This window comes from Streptomyces desertarenae (assembly GCF_042681365.1).
GTDB classification, from domain to species: domain Bacteria; phylum Actinomycetota; class Actinomycetes; order Streptomycetales; family Streptomycetaceae; genus Streptomyces; species Streptomyces desertarenae.
In genome coordinates this window covers 16,060-38,005 of record NZ_JBHUFU010000020.1, presented here as the reverse complement: position 1 = coordinate 38,005, position 21,946 = coordinate 16,060, and the positions used below count along the sequence as shown (strand labels likewise).

General features: G+C 73.8%; 19 protein-coding genes. 7 read left to right on the top strand and 12 right to left on the bottom strand.

Features of this window, described 5'->3' with window-relative positions; translation table 11 throughout:
* Positions 1-48 precede the first annotated feature (48 nt).
* Together ACFSJS_RS24780 and ACFSJS_RS24775 are read left to right on the top strand one after the other, a co-directional pair.
* Complete coding sequence (locus ACFSJS_RS24780; RefSeq protein ID WP_380904129.1) at positions 49-1,140, top strand: hypothetical protein; 1,092 nt, start codon at positions 49-51, stop codon at positions 1,138-1,140.
* A 142-nt stretch (positions 1,141-1,282) separates the two neighbouring features.
* On the top strand, positions 1,283-1,903 hold the full coding sequence (locus ACFSJS_RS24775) for a rhomboid family intramembrane serine protease (protein ID WP_380904127.1): 621 nt from the start codon (positions 1,283-1,285) through the stop codon (positions 1,901-1,903).
* Positions 1,904-1,937: 34 nt separating this feature from the next.
* Here ACFSJS_RS24775 and mqnP read toward each other — a convergent pair whose 3' ends face one another.
* A complete protein-coding gene (gene mqnP / locus ACFSJS_RS24770) occupies positions 1,938-2,858 on the bottom strand; it encodes a menaquinone biosynthesis prenyltransferase MqnP (protein WP_380904125.1) in 921 nt (306 codons plus the stop codon).
* On the bottom strand, positions 2,855-4,306 hold the full coding sequence (locus tag ACFSJS_RS24765; RefSeq protein ID WP_380904123.1) for a menaquinone biosynthesis decarboxylase: 1,452 nt from the start codon (positions 4,304-4,306) through the stop codon (positions 2,855-2,857). The genes mqnP and ACFSJS_RS24765 overlap by 4 nt, the downstream gene beginning before the upstream one ends.
* A 130-nt stretch (positions 4,307-4,436) precedes the next feature.
* Here ACFSJS_RS24765 and ACFSJS_RS24760 point away from each other — a divergent pair, with 130 nt between their 5' ends.
* Positions 4,437-4,889 carry a PLD nuclease N-terminal domain-containing protein gene (locus ACFSJS_RS24760; protein WP_380904121.1) on the top strand — a complete coding sequence of 151 codons (453 nt, stop codon included), beginning with the start codon at positions 4,437-4,439 and terminating at the stop codon, positions 4,887-4,889.
* 31 nt (positions 4,890-4,920) lie between these two features.
* On the opposite strand, the gene ccsB is transcribed toward ACFSJS_RS24760, so the two are convergent.
* From ccsB to hemL, 6 genes are all read right to left on the bottom strand, one after another.
* A complete protein-coding gene (gene ccsB, locus ACFSJS_RS24755) occupies positions 4,921-6,039 on the bottom strand; it encodes a c-type cytochrome biogenesis protein CcsB (RefSeq protein WP_380904119.1) in 1,119 nt (372 codons plus the stop codon).
* A complete protein-coding gene (resB, locus tag ACFSJS_RS24750; protein ID WP_380904117.1) occupies positions 6,036-7,880 on the bottom strand; it encodes a cytochrome c biogenesis protein ResB in 1,845 nt (614 codons plus the stop codon). Before resB ends, ccsB begins: the two co-directional genes overlap by 4 nt.
* Before the next feature lies 1 nt (position 7,881).
* Positions 7,882-8,646: a cytochrome c biogenesis CcdA family protein gene (locus ACFSJS_RS24745; RefSeq protein ID WP_380904115.1), complete on the bottom strand. Its 765-nt coding sequence runs from the start codon at positions 8,644-8,646 to the stop codon at positions 7,882-7,884.
* 5 nt (positions 8,647-8,651) lie between these two features.
* Positions 8,652-9,266 carry a TlpA family protein disulfide reductase gene (locus ACFSJS_RS24740; RefSeq protein ID WP_380904113.1) on the bottom strand — a complete coding sequence of 205 codons (615 nt, stop codon included), beginning with the start codon at positions 9,264-9,266 and terminating at the stop codon, positions 8,652-8,654.
* Between the two features lie 177 nt (positions 9,267-9,443).
* Complete coding sequence (locus ACFSJS_RS24735) at positions 9,444-10,091, bottom strand: histidine phosphatase family protein (RefSeq protein ID WP_380904199.1); 648 nt, start codon at positions 10,089-10,091, stop codon at positions 9,444-9,446.
* A 134-nt stretch (positions 10,092-10,225) separates the two neighbouring features.
* Entirely contained in the window at positions 10,226-11,560 is a 1,335-nt protein-coding gene (gene hemL, locus ACFSJS_RS24730; protein ID WP_380904111.1) for a glutamate-1-semialdehyde 2,1-aminomutase, read from the bottom strand.
* A gap of 126 nt (positions 11,561-11,686) precedes the next feature.
* Between hemL and ACFSJS_RS24725 the strand changes: the two genes are divergently transcribed.
* Both ACFSJS_RS24725 and ACFSJS_RS24720 read left to right on the top strand, forming a co-directional pair.
* Positions 11,687-12,280, top strand: a complete 594-nt coding sequence (locus ACFSJS_RS24725; protein WP_380904109.1) for a hypothetical protein — start codon at positions 11,687-11,689, stop codon at positions 12,278-12,280.
* A 160-nt stretch (positions 12,281-12,440) separates the two neighbouring features.
* Positions 12,441-13,238, top strand: a complete 798-nt coding sequence (locus ACFSJS_RS24720) for an SDR family NAD(P)-dependent oxidoreductase (RefSeq protein WP_380904107.1) — start codon at positions 12,441-12,443, stop codon at positions 13,236-13,238.
* A gap of 91 nt (positions 13,239-13,329) precedes the next feature.
* On the opposite strand, the gene argS is transcribed toward ACFSJS_RS24720, so the two are convergent.
* Entirely contained in the window at positions 13,330-15,111 is a 1,782-nt protein-coding gene (gene argS / locus ACFSJS_RS24715; protein ID WP_380904105.1) for an arginine--tRNA ligase, read from the bottom strand.
* A gap of 183 nt (positions 15,112-15,294) precedes the next feature.
* Here argS and lysS point away from each other — a divergent pair, with 183 nt between their 5' ends.
* On the top strand, positions 15,295-17,037 hold the full coding sequence (gene lysS / locus ACFSJS_RS24710; protein WP_380904103.1) for a lysine--tRNA ligase: 1,743 nt from the start codon (positions 15,295-15,297) through the stop codon (positions 17,035-17,037).
* An 84-nt stretch (positions 17,038-17,121) separates the two neighbouring features.
* On the opposite strand, the gene ACFSJS_RS24705 is transcribed toward lysS, so the two are convergent.
* The 3 genes from ACFSJS_RS24705 to ACFSJS_RS24695 form a co-directional block, all read right to left on the bottom strand.
* A complete protein-coding gene (locus ACFSJS_RS24705) occupies positions 17,122-18,567 on the bottom strand; it encodes a DUF2637 domain-containing protein (RefSeq protein WP_380904197.1) in 1,446 nt (481 codons plus the stop codon).
* Positions 18,568-18,723: 156 nt separating this feature from the next.
* Complete coding sequence (locus tag ACFSJS_RS24700; RefSeq protein ID WP_380904101.1) at positions 18,724-19,413, bottom strand: DUF3558 family protein; 690 nt, start codon at positions 19,411-19,413, stop codon at positions 18,724-18,726.
* A gap of 170 nt (positions 19,414-19,583) precedes the next feature.
* Positions 19,584-20,513 carry a hypothetical protein gene (locus ACFSJS_RS24695; protein WP_380904099.1) on the bottom strand — a complete coding sequence of 310 codons (930 nt, stop codon included), beginning with the start codon at positions 20,511-20,513 and terminating at the stop codon, positions 19,584-19,586.
* A gap of 235 nt (positions 20,514-20,748) precedes the next feature.
* On the opposite strand from ACFSJS_RS24695, the gene ACFSJS_RS24690 reads away from it, so the two are divergent.
* Entirely contained in the window at positions 20,749-21,942 is a 1,194-nt protein-coding gene (locus tag ACFSJS_RS24690; protein WP_380904097.1) for an RtcB family protein, read from the top strand.
* Positions 21,943-21,946: the final 4 nt, after the last annotated feature.

Here is a 21,946-nt window from a genome sequence, read left to right as displayed (position 1 = left end):
CACCCTGGACCCTGGCCGTTCCCGCCCTCCGAGTAGTTGGATCGTCGTATGACCGTCATCCGCAAGAGCCTGGCCGCCGCCGGCTGCGCCCTCCTGCTCGCCGTCTCCGCCGCCTGCGGCGGCTCCGGGAAGGCCGACGCGGAGACCCGGGCGCGGCAGTCCCTCGACCGGCTCGGGGAGTGGGAGGCGGTGTCGGTGACCGCGCGCATCGAGGCTCCGGCCGGGCGGATACACGAGTTCCTCCGCCGCGGCCACGGACGCGGCACCCGGCCCGCCGTCTCCCGCGCCGACGCCCGGCTGCTGGCCCGCGCCGAGGTGGCGCTCTCCGTCGGCGCCGACCGCCCTCTGAAGGACGTCGGCGACGGGGACCGCCTCGACACCGCCGCGTCCCTGGGCTTCGGCGGCCCGGACCTGGCCGGCTGCCGGTCGATAGGCACCGACTTCTACGTCCGCGCCGACTGGACCGGGCTGGCCGGCGAGACCGGCGGCCGCCACGACACCGTGGTGCAGGCCGCCTCGCTGGCCGCGTCGGCGGACGGTCTGCCGCCCTCCCTCGCCGCGGCCCGCGACCTGTTCCGGGGCCGGTGGGTGCAGATCGACCCCGAGGAGTTCGACCACTTCGCCCGCGCGGTGGGCGGCAAGTACGGCGAGCGCGCCCAGCGGCTGGCCAACAGCGTGGACCTGCTCCAGAGCGCCGAGGCCCAGCACCGCCTGATCCGTTCGGTGCGCCGCGCCCTGGACCGGCACGCGGGGTTCCGCGACGCCGGGCGTGCGGACGGCGCCGAGCGCATCGCCGTCTCCCTGCCCGCCCGCGCGGTGGCCGGCGACCTCTCCGCGGCGCTGGAACCGCTGGAGGAGCGCGCGGGCGGCATCGGCTTCGCCTGGCTGGAGGAGGCCCCGGACCGCGAGGTCACCGTCGTGCTGGAGCTGCGCGGCGGCACCCTGACGGGAATGGTGGTGGACCTGGGGCAGTTCCTGCGGGAGGAGGACTCCGGCGGCCTCGGGGAGCTGCCGCTGGCCCTGGACATCGCGCCCGGCGAGGCCGTCGCGGTGAAGGCACCCGAGGGCGCCCGGTGGCTGGATCCGCAGGACGTGATGGCCGCCGTGCTCTACGGGGAACTGGGCTCCCGGGCCCGCTGACGGCCCCGGCGGCCGGGACCGGTGGAACTCCGGCGGCGGTCCGCGGCGTTCCCCTGTCGTACGGGACGGAGAAAGCGGGCAGATCACCGACGGGACGGCGGGAACGGCCCGCCGGACCGGCGACCGACCGGGAGAGGACCGGATGGTGTACGGATCGACGACCGGGGCGGCCCGCCCCTCACGCGCCTCCAGGGCGGTGACCGCGGGCGTGCTGATGCTCTCCTGGGTGGCGCTGCTGTGGCTGCTGGAGGCGTTCGACGTCGCCACCGGCCACTCCCTGGACACCTACGGCGTCTCGCCGCGCGAGACCGGCGAACTGGCCGACGTCGTGCCGGCGGCGTTCCTGCACTTCGGCTGGGACCACGTCGCGGCCAACAGCCTGCCGCTGCTGGTGCTGGGCTTCCTGGCGGCCCTGCGGGGCATCGCCCGCTTCCTGGCCGTCTGCCTGACGATCGTCGTCGTCAGCGGCGTCGGCGTCTGGCTGACCGCGCCGGAGAACTCCCTCACCGCGGGCGCCTCGGGCGTGGTGTTCGGCCTCTTCGGCTATCTGCTGGTGCGCGGGTTCGTCGACCGGGACGCGCTGGACATAACGGTCGGCATCACCGTCGTGCTGCTCTACGGCTCGATCCTGTGGGGCGTGCTGCCCACCGCCCAGGGCGTCTCCTGGCAGGGCCACCTCTTCGGGCTGATCGGCGGGGTGCTGGCGGCCTTCTGGTTCCGCCGCTCGGCGCCGGCCGGGCGGGTCCGGCGGCCGGTGCCCTGAGCCGCGCCCGGCCCCGTCCCGGCGCGCTCCGCCCTCACACCGTCAGGCCGCGGACGACCAGGTCGGCCAGCGCGCACACGAACAGGGCTATCCCGATGAAGCCGTTGACGGAGAAGAACGCCCGGTTCAGCCGGGAGAGGTCGCCGGGCCGCACGATGGAGTGCTCGTAGACGAAGGCCGCCGCCACGACGGCCAGGCCCGCCCAGAAGGCCGCCCCGGCGCCCGTCAGCGCCCCGTACCAGGCCAGCAGCGCCACGGTGGCCACGTGGCAGGCCCGCGCCCCGTACAGCGCCCCGGCGATGCCGAAGCGCGCCGGCACGGACCGCACCCCGTGCGCCCGGTCGGCGGCCACGTCCTGGCAGGCGTAGATCAGGTCGAAGCCGCCGATCCAGATCCCGACCGCCAGCCCGAGGACCACCGCCTCCCACGACCACGCCCCGGTGACCGCGATCCAGGCGCCGACGGGCCCCACGGCCTGGGCGATCCCGAGAATGGCGTGCGGGAAGTCGGTGAACCGCTTCCCGTACGGATAGACCACCATCGGCACCGCGGCGAGCGGCGCCAGCGCCAGGCACAGCGGGTTGAGCAGCGCCGCGGCGCCCAGGAAGACGGCCAGGGCGATCAGGGCGCCCGTCCACGCGGTGCGCACCGACACCGCCCCGGTGACGAGCTCCCGGCCCGCGGTGCGCGGGTTGCGGGCGTCGATCTCCCGGTCGATGATCCGGTTGGCGGCCATGGCGAAGGTGCGCATGCTCACCATCGCGACGGTGACCAGCAGCAGCTCCCACCAGTGGACGCCGCCGTCGTCCAGGAGCATCGCGGTGAGCGAGGCCATGTAGGCGAACGGCAGGGCGAAGACCGAGTGCTCGATCATCACCATCCGCAGGAACGCCCTGACCCGGCCCGCGCCGGAGGCCGGCTGGGGACCGGTGACGCCCTCCGCGGCGGCGCTCACAGCCCGTACTCCCGCCAGCGCCGGGTGACCTTGTCGGCCGTGTCCGGGTCGGAGAGCACCATGTCCGGCCAGCCGCCGTCGCGGGTGTAGCCCTCCTCGGGCCACTTGGCGGTGGCGTCGATCCCCGCCTTGCCGCCCCAGAACTGCTGGTAGGAGGCGTGGTCGAGGTGGTCGACCGGGCCTTCGGTGAGCAGCAGGTCGCGGGAGTAGTCGGTGTTGCCCAGGGCCCGCCAGGCGACCTCGTGCAGGTCGTGGACGTCGCAGTCGGAGTCCACCACGATGATCAGCTTGGTCAGCGACATCATGTGCGCGCCCCAGATGGCGGACATCACCTTCTGCGCGTGCTTGGGGTACTTCTTGTCGATCGAGACGATCGCGCAGTTGTGGAAGCCGCCCGCCTCGGGGAGGTGGTAGTCCACGATGTCCGGGACGATGATCTTCAGCAGCGGCAGGAAGAAGCGTTCCGTGGCCCGCCCCAGCGGTCCGTCCTCCGTCGGCGGGCGGCCGACGACGATCGACTGGAAGACCGGCCGCCTGCGCATGGTGACGCAGTCGACGGTCAGCGCCGGGAAGTCCTCCTGGGGGGTGTAGAACCCGGTGTGGTCGCCGAAGGGCCCCTCCGGCAGCGTCTTCCCCGGCTCCAGCCAGCCCTCCAGCACCACCTCGGCGCGGGCCGGGACCTGGAGCGGCACCGTCTTGCAGTCCACCATCTCCACCCGCCTGCCCTGGAGGAAGCCGGCGAGCAGGTACTCGTCGATGTCGCCGGGCAGCGGCGCGGTGGAGGCGTAGGTGACCGCGGGCGGGCAGCCGAAGGCGATGGCCACTGGCAGCCGCTCGCCGCGCCGGGCGGCGACCTGGTAGTGGTTGCGGCTGTCCTTGTGGATCTGCCAGTGCATGCCGATGGTGCGCCGGTCGTGGCGCTGGAGCCGGTACAGGCCCAGGTTGCGGATGCCGGTCTCCGGGTCCTTGGTGTGGGTCAGGCCCAGGTTGAAGAAGGAGCCGCCGTCCTTCGGCCAGGTGAACAGCGCGGGCAGCTTCTCCAGGTCGACGTCGTCGCCGGTGAGCACCACGTCCTGGACGGGTCCCTCCTTGACCTTCTTCGGCGGCACGTGCGCCATCGCGCCCAGCTTGCCGAACGCCTCGCGCATCCCGACGAACCCCTGCGGCAGCTCCGGCCTGAGCAGCCCGCCGATCTTCTCGGTGATCTCGTCGTAGGAGGCCAGGCCCAGCGCCTTGAGCAGCCGGCGGTCGGTGCCGTACACGTTCATCGCCAGCGGGAGGTCGGTGCCGCGGACGTTCTCGAAGAGCAGGGCCGGTCCGCCGGACTTCTGGACCCGGTCGACGATCTCCCCCACCTCCAGGTGGGGATCCACCTCGGCCTTGACCCGGACGAGGTCGCCGTCGCGCTCCAGGGCCCGCAGCAGCGAGCGGAGATCGTCGTATGCCATACGGGCAAGTATCCGACACCCATTACGCTGGGCGTGTCACGGGGCCGCACTCCGGCCCGGACCGGCGGCCCCGGGCCGTGGGCCACGGGGCCGGCACCCGCCGCACTACCGCTTCCAGGGAGCGTTGCCCATGCTCAGGCTTCTTCCGACCGTCCTGCTCCTGGCGGTGTGGGTCTACGCCTTCATCGACTGCCTGAACACGCCCGAGAACGAGACCCGCAAACTGCCCAAGCTGGCGTGGGTGTTCGTCATCCTGCTCTTCGGCTCGGTGCTGGTCGGCCCCATCGCCTGGTTCGCGGTCGGACGTCCGCGCAGGAACGCCCCCTACGGCGCCGTGCGGCCCGCCGAGCGCCGCTGGGTGGCGCCGGACGACAACCCCGACTTCCTGAAGTCCATCAACGAGCGCGGCCGGCGCCCCGAGCGGCCGGAGTCCGAGCCGGAGCGGAAGGAGCGGGAGCCGGAGGCCGGGGACGACGGCGGCGAGCACGACGGCGGGGAGCGGAAGCGGGACGGGGACGGCGGACGCGGACCGGGCGGGAAGGAGGGCGGCGGGCCGGACGACGTCCCGCCCACCGCCTCCTGAGGGGTGCCCCTCCCGCGGCCGGGCCCTTCGGTCACACCCCGCCGTAGGAGTGCAGGCCGTCGAAGAAGACGTTGACGCCGTAGTAGTTGAACAGGAAGCACAGGAACGAGATCAGCGCCAGGTAGGCCGCCCGGCGCCCCTTCCAGCCCGCCGTGGCGCGGGCGTGCAGGTAGCAGGCGTAGCCGACCCAGGTGATGAACGACCAGGTCTCCTTGGGGTCCCAGCCCCAGTAGCGGCCCCAGGCGTTCTCGGCCCAGATCGCGCCCGCGATGATGGTGAAGGTCCACAGCGGGAAGACGGCGGCGTTGATGCGGTAGGCGAAGCCGTCCAGGGAGGCCGCGCTGGGCAGCCGCTCCAGCACCGAGGTGGCGAAGGCGCCCGGCTTCCCGCCGGCCTCCAGCTTGGCCTCGTAGCGGTCCCGGAACAGGTACAGCAGCGTGGAGACCGCGCCGAGGTAGAACAGCGCGCCGCAGACGATCGCCAGCGAGACGTGGATCCAGATCCAGTACGAGTCGAGCGCCGGGACGAGCTGGTCGCTCTCGGTGTAGAAGACGACGATGGCCAGGCCGAGGTCGAGCAGCACGGTGGTGACCAGCGGCAGGCCGATCCAGCGGACGTTCTTCCGGGCGACCAGGAAGCCGAGGTAGGCGCCGACGGCGACCATGGAGAAGGTCGTCGAGAACTCGTACATGTTGCCCCAGGGCGCCCGCTGCACCGACAGGGCGCGGGTGAGCACCGCGCCGAAGTGCAGCAGGAACGCCAGGACGGTGAGGGAGACGGCGATCCGGCCGTACAGGTCGCCCTGGGCGTCCCCGCCCGCCGCGCCCGGGCCGTCCGGCACGCCGTCCCGGCGGCCCGGACCGGAGCGGGTGACGACCTTCGGCCGTTCCAGCACCCCGGTGCCGCCGGAGCCCCGCACGGTGACGGAGACCCCGCCGGGGGCGGCCCCCCGGGCGGCCCCCTTCGCGGTGCCCTTCCCGGTCCCGTCGGCGGTGAGCGCGGCGGCCGTGCGGGCCACCCTGCTGCGGCTGCCGAACACCCACTCCACGATGTGCGCGACGAAGGCCAGGGCGTAGACGGCCATCGCCGACCTGATCAGCAGGTTGCTGAACTCGGCGAGGCTCTCGTTCGCTGCGACGGCGATGTTCACTCGGTCTCTCCTCGTGACGAGGGTCCGGCGCCTTCCGTGGCGGCCGGTGCGTCTGTGGTCTCCCCCGCCGGGTCTCCGGCGGCCGGTGCGGCCCGGTCCGTCCCGGACCCGTCCCCCCCGGCCCGGTCCCGGTCCCCGGGGTCCGGTTCCCGGGCGGGCGGCTCCGCCGCGGGCGGCGCGTCGTCCTGGAGCGCGAGGGCCAGCTCCCCCAGTTCCTCGGGGAGCCGCGCGGACTCGCTGCGGCCCAGGCCGGCCATCTCCACCACCGTGGTGCCGTCCGCGCCGCGCCGGGCGCGGACCCACACCCGGCGGCGCCGGACGAACAGCGAGCCCGCCAGGCCGAGCACGGCGGCGATGGCGCCGCCCAGCGCCCACCCCTCGCCCGGCTCCTGGGAGATCTGGAAGCTGGCCCACTCCTCGACGCGCTCGAACGTCAGCGTGCCCGCGCCGTCGGGCAGGTCGACGGACTCGCCGGGGCGCAGGTCGGCGCGGAACAGGTCGCCGTCCTCGGCCTTGAACTGCTCCATCTTGTCGGTGTCGAGCTGGTAGACGTTCTGCGGCAGGCCCGCGTCGACGCCCAGGTCACCGTGGAAGGCGTTGAGGGAGAGCACCGGGTAGTCCAGCTCGGGGAAGGTCGAGTGCGGCCCGCGCCGGGCGTCGATCCCGTAGGTGGGCGTGAAGATGCCCTGGAAGCCGAGCTGCTCCCGCTCGCCGTCCTTGTTCCGGTAGTCGGTGACCTTGATGACGCCCGTGGAGGTCAGGCCCAGGCTCTCCTGAGGCAGGAACGGGACCGGGCCCCGGTACGCCACCTCGCCCTGCCCGTCGGTGACGGTGACGACCGGCGCGTAGCCGTGGCCGACGAGGAAGACCTTGGAGTCGCCGACCTTCAGCGGGTGGTTGACCTCGATGGCGGTCTTCTTCTCCGCGCCGTCCGCGCCCTCCCAGTACGAGACGTCGGCGCGGAAGGTGCGCGCGGTGCCGCGCTGCGGGCCGGTGCGCTCGAAGGTGGCGTCGAACTCCTCCAGCCGGAACCCGAAGACGTCCAGGTCGTCGGTGTCGTACAGCGAGCCGGAGGTGAAGTCGTCGTAGTGGACGAGCGTGTTGGAGAACCCGTCGCCCTCCACGATGAGCTTGCCGCCCTCGGAGTTCCACAGCTGGCCCGCCGCGAAGGCGAGCAGCATCACGATCAGCGAGATGTGGAAGACCAGGTTGCCGGCCTCGCGCAGGTACCCCTTCTCGGCGGCGACCGAGCCGCCGGGGCCGGTCCCGTCCGGGCCGCCGGGCTCCTCGGTCAGGTCCGTGCGGAAGCGGCGCCCGCCCAGCAGCGCCCGCGCCGCCTCCAGCACCCGCTCCGGTTCGGCGCCGGTGCGCCAGGTGGTGTGGGCGGGCATCCGGGTCAGCCGGCGCGGGGCGCGCGGCGGCCGGGAGCGGAGCTGGCCGACGAACTGCCAGCTCCGCGGCACGATGCAGCCGATGAGCGAGACGAACAGCAGGATGTAGACCGCGGAGAACCACACCGAGCTGTAGACGTCGAAGAGCTGGAGCTTGTCGTAGACCTCGGCCAGGGTCCCGTTGCGCCGCTTGAAGTCCCGCACGGCGAAGGGGTCCGCGCCGTTCTGCGGGATCAGCGAGCCGGGGACGGCCGCGAGCGAGAGCAGGAAGAGCAGGATCAGCGCGACCCGCATCGAGGTGAGCTGCCGCCAGAACCAGCGGGCCCAGCCCACCGGGCCCAGGGCGGGGACGTCGACCGCGGAGTCCTCGCGGGGGGCCGTGGAGATCCGGGTGCCGGCCTCCTGGTCCTCGGCGTTCTCGACGGCGTTCTCAGCATTGGCAGTGGGCATGTCAGATCCCTACGGTGAAGCTGCCGGTCCAGCCACGGATTTCGGTGAGCACCAGGTCCCAGACCCCGGTGAGCATCAGGACGCCCAGGGCGATCAGCATGCCCCCGCCGGTCCTCATGACCCACACGTAGTGCCGCTTGACCCAGGAGAAGGCGCCGAGCGCCCGCCGGAAGGCGACGGCGGTCAGCACCAGCGGCAGCCCCAGCCCCAGGCAGTAGACGGTGGTCAGCAGCGCGCCCCTGGCCGCGCTCGCCTCGTTGACGGCCAGGAAGCTGACGGCGGACAGCGTGGGCCCCAGGCAGGGCGTCCAGCCGACCCCGAAGAGCACGCCGAGCAGGGGGGCGCCGGCCAGGCCCACGGCCGGTCTGCGGTGGAACCGGAACTCGCGTTGCCCCACGCCCCCGAGCAGCCCCATGAAGAGCAGGCCCATCACGACCAGCAGCACACCCAGGATCCGCCCCAGCACCTCCTGGTGGGCCAGGAGCGTCTGCCCGAAGTACCCGAAGAGCGCGCCGCCCGAGACGAACACCGCGGTGAAGCCCACGACGAACAGGGAGGAGCCGAGCACCATCCGCCACCGCCGGGCCTCCGCCAGGTCGGCTCCGCCGATCCCCGTGACGTACGACAGGTATCCGGGGATCAGGGGCAGCACGCAGGGCGAGAAGAACGACACCAGTCCGGCCAGCAGCGCGACGGGAACCGCCAGGAGCAGCCCGCCGGAGAGGACGGTGTCGGTGGCGCCCGGGACGGAGGCGAGGTGGCGCATCCGCCTCACTTCTCCTTGATCAGGGGGTCGAGGAGGGAGCGGAGCTCCTCCTCGCCGAGCGGCTTGAGGGCCCGCGCGGCGATCCTGCCGTCACGGTCGATGAAGATCGTCGAAGGGATCGCCTGCGGGTTGAGGCTGCCCTTGGGGAAGCGCAGGAGGAGCTTCCCGGAGGGGTCGTACAGGCTGGGGTAGGGGACCTCGTACTCCTTCTCGAACCGCTGGGCCGGGACCCGGTCCAGGTCGCGGGTGTTGATCCCGACGAACCGCACCCCCTGGTCCTCGGTCTCCTCCGCCACCTTCACCAGGTGCGGCATCTCGGCGCGGCAGGGCGGGCACCACGATCCCCACACGTTGACGACCAGGACGTCGCCCCGGTAGTCGGCCGTGCTCAGGTGCCCGCCGTCCACCGTCTCGCCGGAGAGCTCCGGAGCGGGCCGGCGCTCCTCCGGCGCCACCTTGTCGACGGCGCCCTTCCCCTCGACGTAGTTCTTGCCGGAGCCGCTGCTCTGCGTCTGGCCGTCCCCGCCGCACCCCGACAGGAACAGCACGCCCGCCGCGGCGGCGGCCACGGCCGCGGACAGCCGGGAGCGGCGGCGGGGTCCGGTAGCGCGAAGAATCATGTGAAAAGTTTCCCATGCTCCGTCCGCGGTCCTTCCTCCGCCCCCGGCCGGTACCGCGCGCCCCGCCCCGGACCTGCTGCTTCACCGGGCGGACGTGACGGGGTTCACCGCTGCGGCGCACCCGGCGCACCGCCCCGCTGGCCGCGTCCCCGGCGGTCCCGGGCCGGCCTGCCGCGGTCAGGCCCCGAACCCCCTGCTCTTCCCCCTGACCCGCCTCGCCCCGGCCCGCAGGTGGGGCGGGACGAGGTCGCGGGCCGGCTCGGTGTAGCCGACCGAGACGATCCGGTCGCCGACGAAGGTGAAGGTCGTCAGCGACGCCAGGGTGCACTGCCGCCTGCGCGGGTCGTGCCACAGGCGGCGGCGCTCGACGAAGCTGCGCACGATCCAGATCGGGAGCTGGTGGCTGACGCAGACCGCCTCGTGGCCGCGGGCGGCGTCGCGGGCGGCCTGGAGCGCGGCCATCATCCGCACCACCTGGTCGATGTACGGCTCGCCCCACGACGGCCGGAAGGGGTTGCGCAGGTGCGGCCAGTTGGTGATCCGCCGCAGGGCGCCGTCCCCGACGCCGAAGGTCTTGCCCTGGAAGATGTTGTCCGCCTCGATCAGCCGCGCGTCGGCGGCCACGTCCAGGCCGTGGAGCTTGGCGATCGGGGCGGCGGTCTCCTGGGCGCGCTCCAGCGGGGAGGCCACGACGTGGGTGATGTCGCGTCCGGCCAGGTGCTCGGCGACCCGCTCGGCCATCCGGCGGCCCAGCTCGGAGAGGTGGTAGCCGGGGAGGCGGCCGTAGAGGATGCCCTTGGGGTTCTCCACCTCGCCGTGCCGCATCAGGTGGACGACGGTGCGCTGCCCGCCGGCGTGCTGCTCCCGCTCCCCCGCGCTCTCCCGGGTGACCGTCACGTCCGCCGGATCCGTCGTCTCCGACGGGTCCGGCGCGCCCGTGCTCCTCCGCGCGTCCGCCGTCATGCCCCGGCCTCCGCGGACTCGCCGGCCCGGGCGGCGGCGCGCGCGGCGGCGGGCAGGGCGGCGGCGATGCGCTCGACCGCCGTGTCGTCGAGCGCGGTGGAGACGAACCACGCCTCGAAGGCCGACGGGGGCAGGTAGACGCCCCGGGCGAGCATCTCGTGGAAGAAGGCGGTGAAGCGGAACGACTCCTGCCGCCGGGCGGCGGCGTAGTCCACCACCTCCTCGTCGGTGAAGAAGACGGAGAACATGTTGCCCGCGGTCTGGATGCGGTGCGCCACGCCCTCCCCGGCCAGCGCCTCGGCCACCAGGGAGCGGACCTCGGCGGAGACGGCGTCCAGCCTCTCGTACGCCGCGTCGTCCAGCAGCCTCAGCTGGGCGAGGCCGGCGGCGGTGGCCACCGGGTTCCCCGAGAGGGTGCCGGCCTGGTAGACGGGGCCGGCGGGGGCGAGGTGGGCCATCACGTCGGCCCGGCCGCCGAAGGCCGCGGCCGGGAAGCCGCCGCCCATCACCTTGCCGAAGGTCATCAGGTCCGGCACGACGCCGTCGATGCCGTACCAGCCCGCCTTCGAGACGCGGAAGCCGGTCATCACCTCGTCGGAGATGTACAGGGCGCCGTGGCGCTCGCACAGCTCCTTCAGCCCGGCGTTGAAGCCCTCGCGCGGCGGCACCACGCCCATGTTGCCCGGCGACGCCTCGGTGATCACGCAGGCGATCTCGCCGGGGTGCGCCTCGAAGGCGGCGGCCACGGCCGCCAGGTCGTTGTACGGCAGCACCAGGGTGTCCCCGGCCTGCGCACCCGTCACACCGGGGGTGTCGGGCAGGCCGAAGGTGGCCACGCCCGAGCCGGCGGCGGCCAGCAGGGCGTCGACGTGGCCGTGGTAGCAGCCGGCGAACTTGACCACCTTGGCGCGGCCGGTGAAGCCGCGCGCCAGCCGGATCGCGGACATCGTGGCCTCGGTCCCGGAGGAGACCAGCCGCACCTGGTCCACGGGGGCGATGCGGGCGACGATCTCCTCGGCCAGCTCCACCTCTCCCGGGCCGGGGGTACCGAAGGACGTGCCGCGCGAGACCGCCGCCCGGACCGCGTCGGTCACGGCGGGGTGGGCGTGCCCCAGGATCATCGGACCCCACGAGCACACCAGGTCGACGTACTCGCGGCCGTCGGCGTCGGTGAGGTACGGACCGGCACCGGACACCATGAAGCGGGGCGTACCGCCCACGGCCCGGAAGGCTCGCACCGGAGAGTTCACGCCTCCCGGCGTCACGACGGCGGCGCGGTCGTACAGCGACTGCGATACTGGGGCTTCGTACGGATAGCTCACGCAAGCCATGGTCTCAGAGCTTCGCGCGCATGTGCGGCCGGGCGTTTCGCGGCCCGTCAGACGGGGAGGTCTCTGGAAGTCTCTGAGACGATGATCTGGTTGCGCGGCGGGGGCCGCAAATGGTCGGGTGGTGACATGCAGCGCGGTGGCGGACTTGGCGAGGGCACGGGGGACCTGGGGCCGGGCCCCAGGCGCGCGCGGGGCCGGCACCGGCGGGAGGCGGCCCGCGAGGTGCCCCACGAGGCGCCCGGGACGCCCGAGGCGGCGGAGACGAGGAGCGTCAAGGGTGGCCGGGTGGCCGTGACCTACAAGTACTTCGGCGCGCCGGACGGCGCCACCGCCGCCCGCGTGCCCATCTCGATGCGCCCGGAGGAACTCGGCGGCGACGAGCTGGGGCACGGCATGTTCACCAGGATCAAGCCCGAGACGATGGCCGCGATGGTCCTCACCGGCATAGAGGGCATACCCCTGCACAAGGTGCCTCCGCTGGAGCTGGTCGTGCTCCGCTCCGACTACGCGGTGGTCAAGCTCCCCATGGCCGTCGTCGACCCGCTGCGCGGGATCGGCGAGGAGTCGGTGGGCGCCGCCGCCTTCATCTGGTCCACCGTCCCCGACCGCGGCGGCCCGCGCGACGCGTTCGACGTCTACCGGCTCCTGCACGAGTGGCAGGACTTCTCCCACCGGCTCCACGAGGCGGGCCACCAGCCGTACTGCCTGGTCTGGCCCTGACCCCCAAGATCCGGCTCCCGGCCCGAGCGGGCCGGGCGGGCCGGAGGCGGTCCCGGCCCGCCGCGCACGGCCGCACCCCGGGGAGGGCGACCCGGCTCCCCGGCCCCGAGCCCTATCCTGCGAGCGGCAACGACACGTCCACCACCGGGAGGGCCCGCCCATGTCCCCGTCCACCGAGCGGTCCGCCGACCGGTCCGCCGCGCCCACCGCCGTCGTCACCGGCGCCAGCAGCGGGATCGGCGCCGCGACCGCGCGGCGGCTGGCCGCCGAGGGCTACCGGACCGTGCTCACCGCCCGCCGCGCCGAGCGGATCGAGGCGCTGGCCGCCGAGCTGACCGCCGCCGGACACCAGGCCCTGGCCCACGTCCTGGACGTCACCGACCGTCCGGCCGTGGACGCCTTCGCCGACCGGCTCGGCCCCCTCGCCCCCGGCAGCGTGCTGGTCAACAACGCGGGCGGCGCCCTGGGCCTGGACCCGGTGGCCACCGGCGACCCGGCCGACTGGCGGGCGATGTACGAGGTCAACGTCCTGGGCGTGCTCAACGTGACGCAGGCGCTGCTCCCGGCGCTGGTCGCCTCCGGCGACGGCACCGTGCTCGTGCTCACCTCCACCGCCGGCCACGGCACCTACGAGGGCGGGGCGGGCTACGTCGCCGCCAAGCACGGCGCCCACGTCCTGGCCGAGACCCTGCGCCTGGAGGTGTGCGGGCAGCCCGTGCGGGTCGTCGAGATCGCGCCGGGCATGGTGCGCACCGAGGAGTTCTCCCTCACCCGCTTCCGCGGGGACGCCGAGAGGGCCGACGCGGTCTACGCGGGCGTCGCCGAGCCGCTGACCGCCGAGGACGTGGCCGACACCGTCGCCTGGGCCGTCACCCGCCCGCCGCACGTCAACGTCGACCTGCTGGTCGTCCGGCCCCGCGCCCAGGCCTCCAACACCAAGGTGCACCGCGAGCGCTGAACCGCCGCGGCCCGCGGACGCGCGAGCGCCCGCCCCCTCTTCCCGGGGGCGGGCGCTCGCCACGTTCACCGGCCGCCGCGGCGGCGCGGGGTCACAGCCGCTCGGGCGTGCGGATGCCCAGCAGCGCCATGCCCTGGCGCAGGGTCCGGGCGGTCAGGTCGCACAGGAACAGCCGGTTCTCCACCGTCGCCGCGTCCCCGGCCTTCAGCACCGGGCACTGGTCGTAGAACGCCGTGTAGCGCGAGGCCAGCCCGTACAGGTAGGCGGCCAGCTTGTGGGGCTCGTACGTCTCGGCCACGGCCTCCAGCGTCTCGGCGAACTCGTCCAGGTGCAGGCCCAGCGCCCGCTCGGCCGGCTCCAGCCGCAGCTCCGGGTGCGCGGCCGGCCTCGTGTCGCCCGCCTTGCGCAGGATGGACTGGATCCGGGCGTAGGCGTACTGCAGGTAGACGCTGGTGTCGCCGTTGAGGGAGACCATCCGGTCCAGGTCGAAGACGTAGTCGCGGGACATCGACGTCGACAGGTCGGCGTACTTCACCGCGCCGATGCCCACCTGGGCGCCGCGCTCGGCGATCTCCTCCGCGGTGAGGTCCAGCCCGCCCTGCTCGGCCTTCTCCCGCACCACGGCCGTGGCCCGCTCGACGGCCTCGCCCAGCAGGTCGACCAGCCGGACCGTCTCGCCCTCACGGGTCTTGAACGGCTTGCCGTCCCTGCCCAGCACCGTGCCGAACGCCAGCTGCCGCGCGGCGCCCTCGGGCAGCCAGCCGGCCCGGCGCGCGGTCTCGAAGACCATCTTGAAGTGCAGCGCCTGCCGGGCGTCCACCACGTACAGCAGGGTGTCGGCGCCCAGCCTCCCCACCCGGTCGCGGATGGCGGCCAGGTCGGTGGCGGCGTAGCCGAAGCCGCCGTTGGACTTCTGCACGATCAGCGGGACGGGCTTGCCGTCGGGGCCCTTGACGTCGTCGAAGAACACGCACAGCGCGCCCTCGGAGCGGACGGCGACCCCGCTCTCCTCCAACTCCTTCACGACCTGCTGGAGGTCGTCGTTGTAGGCGCTCTCGCCGACCACGTCCTCGTCGCGGACCTCCACGTCGAGCTGGTCGTAGACCGCGTGGAAGTAGATCATCGACTCGCCGACGATCCTCCGCCACGTCTCCAGCGTGCGCTCGTCGCCGCTCTGGAGCAGCACCACCCGGTCCCGGGCCCGCTGCTTGAACTCCTCGTCGGAGTCGAACAGCACCCGCGACGCCTTGTAGAGCCGGTTCAGCCGGGACATCGCGGCCTCGCCGGACTCCCCGGCGGTGCCCGGGGCGTCCCCGCCGTGGTCCAGCTCGTGCGGGTGCTCCTCCAGGTACTGGATGAGCATGCCGAACTGGGTGCCCCAGTCGCCGATGTGGTGGCGCCGGATCACCTTCTCGCCCCGGTGCTCCAGGATCTTCACGACCGCGTCGCCGATCACCGTGGAGCGCAGGTGCCCGACGTGCATCTCCTTGGCCACGTTGGGCTGGGAGTAGTCGATCACCGTGGTGCCCGGGTCCTCCGCGTACGGCACGCCCAGCCGCTCGTCGGCCGCCCGCGCCGCCAGGGTCCGCACGATCGCGCCGTCGGCGACCGTGATGTTGACGAAGCCCGGACCGGAGACCTCGATCTGCGCGATCTCCTCCGACTCCGGCAGCTCCCCGACGACCTTCGCCGCCAGCTCCCGCGGGTTGCCCTTGAGCTTCTTGGCCAGCGCCAGCATCCCGTTGGCCTGGAAGTCCGCCCGGTCGCTGCGTCGCAGCAGCGGATCGGCGGAGGCGGCCTCCGGCAGGGCTGCCGAGAGGGCGTCCGCGACACGCTGGTGGACGGTGGCGGCGAGGGAGGTGACCGAGGCCATGGAGGGATGCCGTTCCTCTGAGTGGGGGTTTCCGGATCGGTCCAGTATCCCACGCGGGGGGCCGCCGTCTCCCGCGGATATCACGGACGCGGAGGCCGCGGCACGTCTGAAAGAATGGAACCGTCATCCCGGACACCGCCACCCGGGCGCCGGGGACCAGGAACCCACAGCCAGGAGAGGGACGTGCCGACCGTGGCTCAGAGCACAGAGACCGACTGGGTCTCCCGCATCGCGGACGAGGTCATCGCCGAGGCGGAGCGCCGCGCCCCCGGCAAACCCGTCGTCTGCGCCTCGGGCCTGAGCCCCTCCGGCCCGATCCACCTCGGCAACCTCCGCGAGGTCATGGTGCCGCACCTGGTCGCCGACGAGATCAGGCGGCGCGGCGTGGCCTGCGAGCACATCCTGTCCTGGGACGACTACGACCGCTTCCGCAAGGTCCCCGCGGGCATCGACGGCGTCGACGCCTCGTGGTCCGAGCACATCGGCAAGCCCCTCACCTCCGTGCCCGCGCCGCCCGGCAGCGAGCACCCCAACTGGGCCGAGCACTTCCGGGCCGCCATGGTGCGGGCGCTGGACGAGCTGGGCGTCGAGGTGCGCGGCATCAGCCAGACGCAGATGTACACCTCCGGCGCCTACACCGAGCAGATCCTGTACGCCATGCGCGAGCGCGAGCGCATCGACGCCGTCCTGGACCGCTACCGCACCAAGGTGACGCCGGAGGGCGCCGCCAAGGCCGCGAAGCAGCAGAAGCCGATGGACGACGCCGAGATCGAGGCCGCCGAGGGCTCGGGCGCCGCGGGCGAGGACGACGGCAGCTCGGGCGGCGCCGGGTACTTCCCGTACAAGCCGTACTGCTCCGTCTGCGACCGCGACCTGACGACGATCACCGCGTACGACGACGAGAGCACCGAGCTGACCTACGTGTGCCGGTGCGGCCACGAGGAGACGGTGCTGCTCTCCGAGCACCGCCGCGGCAAGCTGGTGTGGAAGGTCGACTGGCCGATGCGCTGGAAGTACGAGGGCGTGGTCTTCGAGCCCTCCGGCGTCGACCACCAGTCGCCCGGTTCCTCGTTCGTCGTCGGCGGCCAGCTGGTGAAGGAGGTCTTCGGGGGCGAGCAGCCGATCGGCCCGATGTACGCCTTCGTCGGCATCAGCGGCATGGCGAAGATGTCCAGCTCCAAGGGCGGGGTGCCCACCCCGGCCGACGCGCTGGAGATCATGGAGGCGCCGCTGCTGCGCTGGCTGTACGCCCGCCGCCGGCCCAACCAGTCCTTCAAGGTCGCCTTCGACCAGGAGATCCAGCGGCTCTACGACGAGTGGGACGCGCTGGAGCGCAAGGTCGCCGACGGCACCGCGCAGCCCGCGGACGCCGCCGCCCACCGCCGCGCCACCTCCACGGCCTCCGGCGAGCTGCCCCGCACCCCGCGTCCGCTGCCGTACCGCACCCTGGCCTCGGTGGTGGACGTCACCACCGGGGACGAGGAGCAGACCCTGCGCATCCTGAGCGAACTGGACCCGGACAACCCGGTCCGCGCCCTGGACGAGACGCGCCCGCGCCTGGACTGCGCGCAGCGGTGGATCAGCACCCAGGTCCCGGCCGAGCAGCGCACCCGGGTCCGCGAGGAGCCGGACGCCGAACTGCTGGCCTCGCTCGACGACACCCAGCGCGAGTCCCTGCGGCTGCTGCTGGAGGGCCTGGACGAGCACTGGTCGCTGGACGGGCTCACCGCCCTCGTCTACGGCGTGCCCAAGGTGCAGGCGGGCCTGGCGCCGGACGCCAAGCCGACGCCGGAGCTGAAGGTCGCCCAGCGCGCCTTCTTCGCGCTGCTGTACAGGCTGCTGGTGGGACGCGACACCGGTCCGCGGCTGCCCACGCTGCTGCTGGCGGTGGGCGCCGGCCGGGTCCGCAAGCTGCTGGGCGCCTGAGGGCCCCGCCGGCCGGCACCGGAAGCCGGCCCGGCCCGTGCACGAACGGGCCGGGCCGACTTCCGGCGTTTCCGGGGGCCGGCCTCAGCCCGCCAGGCCCATCTCGGCGTTGTAGCGGTGCTTGAACTCCCGCAGGTACATGCGGAGGTGACCCTCGCTCAGCAGGCCGCCGTCGGCGTTGGTCACGCCGTGCTCGTCGTAGAGGGCCCGGGCCAGCTGCCGGGCGTTGGGGCGGTCGCCGTGGTCGGCGATGTACTGCTGGTAGGCCCGGTAGTAGACCTCCGTGTAGACCATGCCCTCCGGGATGCCGGCCGGCACGGAGTCGTCCGGTTCCGGCGGCGCGGCCGGGGTCCGGGCCGGCGCCGCCTCGCGCGGGGCGGGCACGGGCGCGGGCCGCGCGCCGTCGGGCCGCCCCATCGGCCGGCGGCGGCCCCCCTCGGTCACCGGCACGGTCGGGGTCCCGGTGGCGGGGCCGGCGGGGGCCGGGGCGGCCGCCGCGTACGCGGGCTCGGGCCGGGGCTCCGGCCCTGGCGCCGGAGCCGGCTCCGGGAGGGCGCCCTCCGGGGCCGGGACCGCCCCCGGGTCCGGCTCCGCGGCGGACTCCGGGGCCGGGTCCGGGTCGGGCCGCGCCTCCCAGTCGGGCGGGATGACCCTGTCCGGCCGCCGGTCCGCCGGGCCCTGCGGCCCCCGCGCGGGCGCCTCCAGTTCGGGCACGGGCGCCTCCCGTGCCGCCGCCACCGCACCGTCCGGGACCGGGGTGCCCGCCACCGCCGCGTTCCCCGCGGCCACGGCGCCCTCCGCCGTCACCGCACCGTCCGCCGCCGCGCCGCCCGTGCCCGCCGAGGGGACGAGGCGCGGCTCGATGCCGGCGGCAGCCAGCCCGGCCGGGGCGGTCTCCGACAGCGGCACCCCGTACCGCGCCAGCCGCAGCGGCATCAGCGCCTCCACCGGTGCCCGCCGCTTCCAGCCGCGCCCGTAGCGGGCCCGCAGCCGCGCCTCGTAGATCAGGCGGTCCTGCTCCATGCGGATGACCTGGTCGTAGGAGCGCAGCTCCCACAGCTTCATCCGGCGCCACAGCCGGAAGGTGGAGGGGAAGGCCAGCAGCCAGCGGGAGATGCGCACGCCCTCCATGTGGCGGTCGGCGGTGATGTCGGCGATCCTGCCGACCGCGTGCCGGGCGGCCTCGACGGCCACGACGAACAGCACGGGGATCACCGCGTGCATGCCGACGCCCAGCGGGTCCGGCCAGGCGGCGGCGCCGTTGAAGGCGATGGTGGCGGCCGTCAGCAGCCAGGCGGTCTGCCGCAGCAGCGGGAAGGGGATGCGGATCCAGGTCAGCAGCAGGTCCAGGGCCAGCAGCACCACGATCCCGGCGTCGATGCCGATGGGGAAGAACGGGGCGAAGCCCCCGAAGCCCTTCTTCTCGGCGAGGTCGCGGACGGCGGCGTAGGACCCGGCGAAGCCGATCGCCGCGATCACCACCGCTCCGGCCACGACCACGCCGACGAGTATGCGGTGAGTCCGTGTCAGTTGCACTGCTGTGTCCTCGGGAGGTCGTCGGGCGGATGCCCCGCCGGGGACGCGGACCGGGCCGGGACGGGCGGGGCCGGGATCGCGCCGGGGAGCCGGGGAACGCGGGGAGGGGAGGGGAGCGCCGGGAGGGGGCCTCCCGCCGTCCGGCCGCCGCTACTTGACGGCCTTCACCGCGTCCTTGGCGGCCCGCTCGGCGCCCTTGCGGATGTCGTCGGCCTTCGGCGTCCTGTCCTCCTCCAGGCCGGCGCCCTCGTAGTCCACGACCACCACGACGTTGCCGGTGACGGCGACGACCCGCTGCTCGCGGTACTCCTCGGTCTTCTTCCCGCTCTTCCGCTCCGTCTCGAAGGATATGGTCGTCGCCTGGTCCCCGACCCCGTCCAGCGGGGCCTCCTCCACCTTCTGGTTCTCCTTGTCCTCGCCGACCGCCGCGACCTGCTGCCCGGCGTACTCGGCGGCCCGCTCGGCGCCGCTGCCGAGGGTCAGGTCGGAGTCGAACCGCTTGAGGGAGACGGTGAGCGCGCGGTACTGGTATCCGTCCAGGCCGCTCCACAGGCAGGTGCCGTAGCCGTCGGCGTCCTTGGACCCCAGGTTCTTGCCGCCCCCCTCGGCCTCGGGGACCACGTCCTCGACCGTCTTCTCGGGGAGCGTCTTGCAGGGGTCGGGCAGCGTGGTGAACTTCACCGGCGCCGGGCTCGGGGGCGCGCTGGAGGAGGGGGCGCTGGGCGTGGGCCGGGCCTTGTCCCCGCCGTCGGAGCCGGAGGAGCAGCCCGCGGCCAGCAGCATGGGAACGGCGGCGCAGGCGAGCGTACGGACGGCTGTGCGCGTGGCGTTACGGTGCATGGTTCCTTCGCTTCCGATGTGCTGGGCGACCGGGGCACGCCCTGTCGGACGGCACGGTACGCCCCCCGGGGACGACACCGCAGAAGCCTAGGACGGCCGCGGACCCGCCCGGGCCGCGCGGCCGCGGGGTGTGGCCGGTCTCTCAGCCCGCGGACGGGCGGCCCGGCGCCTCAGTCCTCGAACTCCCCGGCGAGCCGTTCGGCCAGCTCGCGGGCCCTCTTCTGGAGCTCCGCGCTGTCGGGAAGCCTCCGCTTGTCCGTCACCCACTGCTCGTACTCGACGGTGACGATGACGTTCCCGGTCCGGAAGACCAGGGTGATGTCGCGGTGGACGCCCGAGGCGGCCGTCACCAACTCGTCGTCGAGGTAGGCGGCGTCGCCGATGCCCTCCAGGGGGCGCGGCGCCAGTTCCGCGGCGTCCGGCGGGCCGGACGCCCCGCCGTCGCCCTCGCCGCCGTCGCCCCCGCTCTCCCCGGTGGAGGGGCTCGCCGACCCCCGCGGCTCCTCCGGCTCCCCGGACCGCCCGTCCTCCCCGGACTCCTCCGGGCTCCGCGTCTCCCCCGGTCCGTCCGTCCCGGCGCCCCCGGCCGGCTCCCCGCCGCCGTCCCCGGCGCCCGCGCCACCGTCGTCGTCCTCGGGGGCCGAGGGCGGGATGCCCGCCTCCAGCGCCATGTCCTCGTAGAGGAGCTCGGCCCGCCGGTCGTCGCTGACGGCCGGGTCGTAGGAGACGACCCGCTCGAAGTCGACCAGCAGGTGGTGGCTGCCCGGACCGGCCGAGCTCTTCCAGCGGCAGCCGACCCGGCGGTCGTTGTCGTAGGTGACGGTCTGGTCGCCCTCGTACGCCTCCGGGTCGCCCTCCCCGGCGGAACCGCCCCCCGCGCCGGGCAGCATCGCCTTCAGGACGCCGGCGTCGACCGCGCCGCAGGGCTCGGGCAGGCTCCGGTAGGTGCCGGGCGGGGCGGTGGCGGCCTCGGCGCTGACCGCGCCGGGCTTGCTGTCGGCCGCGGCGCCGCCCTCGCCCGTGCCGCCGGTGCAGCCGACGGCCCCTACGGCCAGCACGGCGGCGACCGCCGCGCCGGTGGCGTACGCCTTCCGCTGCACTGCCGCCCAACTCCCTCGTCCGTGGGAACGCTCGAAAACACGTTGCCGCCGCGGGGAGGCGGCGGAACACAATGTCTACCGCACGATGCCCGGAGCCCGCGCCGCGGGACCTCCCTCCACTGCGGCATATGCAGTATTACGTCCGTCTTTTGTGGATGGATGGACGCGATGTGACCGCATCGTGTGCGCAGATGTCGCGCACCTTTCACGTTTCTTCGCAAGGGGATGAACGAACGTGTCCTACACCGAGGTTCCCGGGGCCAGGGTCCCGATCCGCATGTGGGCCGATCCGGCGTCGGTCGAGGACGGTGCGATGCGGCAGCTCCGCAACGTCTCCACGCTCCCCTGGATCGAGGGGCTGGCGGTCATGCCGGACGTCCACTACGGCAAGGGCGCGACGGTCGGCTCGGTGATCGCCATGCGCGGCGCGGTCTGCCCGGCGGCGGTCGGCGTGGACATCGGCTGCGGCATGTCGGCGGTGCGCACCTCCCTGACCGCCGGCGACCTGCCCGGCGACCTCTCCGGGCTGCGCTCGCGGATCGAGCGGGCCATCCCGGTCGGCTTCGGCCTGCACGACGACCCGGTGGACCCGGGCCGCCTGCACGGCGTCCCCGCCTCCGGCTGGGACGACTTCTGGTCCCGCTTCGGCCGCCTCGCCGAGGCGGTCCGCTTCCGCCGGGAGCGGGCCGCGCGGCAGATGGGGACGCTCGGCGGCGGCAACCACTTCATCGAGGTGTGCCTGGACGAGGACGGCGCCGTCTGGCTGATGCTGCACTCCGGTTCGCGGAACATCGGCAAGGAGCTGGCCGAGCACCACATCGGCGTGGCCCGGAAGCTGCCGCACAACCAGGACCTGGTCGACCGCGACCTCGCCGTCTTCACCGCCGACACCCCCCAGATGACGGCGTACCGCAACGACCTGTTCTGGGCGCAGGAGTACGCCAGGCGCAACCGCGCGATCATGATGGCCCTGCTGAAGGACGTGATCCGCAGGGAGTTCGGGAAGGCGAGGCCCACCTTCGAGCCCGAGATCTCGTGCCACCACAACTACGTGGCCGAGGAGCGCTACGACGGCGTGGACCTGCTGGTCACCCGCAAGGGCGCGATCCGCGCAGGCCGCGGCGAGTACGGCATCATCCCCGGCTCGATGGGCACCGGCTCGTACATCGTCCGCGGTCTGGGCAACGCCGCCTCCTTCAACTCCGCCTCCCACGGCGCGGGGCGGCGGATGAGCCGCAACGCGGCGAAGAAGCGGTTCACCGCCCGGGACCTGGCCGAGCAGACGCAGGGCGTGGAGTGCCGTAAGGACTCCGGCGTGGTGGACGAGATCCCGGCGGCGTACAAGCCGATCGAGCAGGTCATCGACCGGCAGCGCGACCTGGTCGAGGTGGTCGCGAAGCTGCGGCAGGTCGTCTGCGTCAAGGGCTGACGCG

Bases quoted from the DNA above. Each gene is read 5' to 3' on its own strand.
- hemL (WP_380904111.1), bottom strand. From the start codon at position 11,560: ATGGCTTGCGTGAGCTATCCGTACGAAGCCCCAGTATCGCAGTCGCTG.
- ACFSJS_RS24780 (WP_380904129.1), top strand. From the start codon at position 49: ATGACCGTCATCCGCAAGAGCCTGGCCGCCGCCGGCTGCGCCCTCCTG.
- ACFSJS_RS24760 (WP_380904121.1), top strand. From the start codon at position 4,437: ATGCTCAGGCTTCTTCCGACCGTCCTGCTCCTGGCGGTGTGGGTCTAC.
- ACFSJS_RS24740 (WP_380904113.1), bottom strand. From the start codon at position 9,266: ATGATTCTTCGCGCTACCGGACCCCGCCGCCGCTCCCGGCTGTCCGCG.
- ACFSJS_RS24720 (WP_380904107.1), top strand. From the start codon at position 12,441: ATGTCCCCGTCCACCGAGCGGTCCGCCGACCGGTCCGCCGCGCCCACC.
- ACFSJS_RS24745 (WP_380904115.1), bottom strand. From the start codon at position 8,646: ATGCGCCACCTCGCCTCCGTCCCGGGCGCCACCGACACCGTCCTCTCC.
- ACFSJS_RS24700 (WP_380904101.1), bottom strand. From the start codon at position 19,413: ATGCACCGTAACGCCACGCGCACAGCCGTCCGTACGCTCGCCTGCGCC.
- ACFSJS_RS24735 (WP_380904199.1), bottom strand. From the start codon at position 10,091: ATGCGGCACGGCGAGGTGGAGAACCCCAAGGGCATCCTCTACGGCCGC.
- ACFSJS_RS24725 (WP_380904109.1), top strand. From the start codon at position 11,687: ATGCAGCGCGGTGGCGGACTTGGCGAGGGCACGGGGGACCTGGGGCCG.
- argS (WP_380904105.1), bottom strand. From the start codon at position 15,111: ATGGCCTCGGTCACCTCCCTCGCCGCCACCGTCCACCAGCGTGTCGCG.
- ACFSJS_RS24775 (WP_380904127.1), top strand. From the start codon at position 1,283: ATGGTGTACGGATCGACGACCGGGGCGGCCCGCCCCTCACGCGCCTCC.
- ACFSJS_RS24765 (WP_380904123.1), bottom strand. From the start codon at position 4,306: ATGGCATACGACGATCTCCGCTCGCTGCTGCGGGCCCTGGAGCGCGAC.
- resB (WP_380904117.1), bottom strand. From the start codon at position 7,880: ATGCCCACTGCCAATGCTGAGAACGCCGTCGAGAACGCCGAGGACCAG.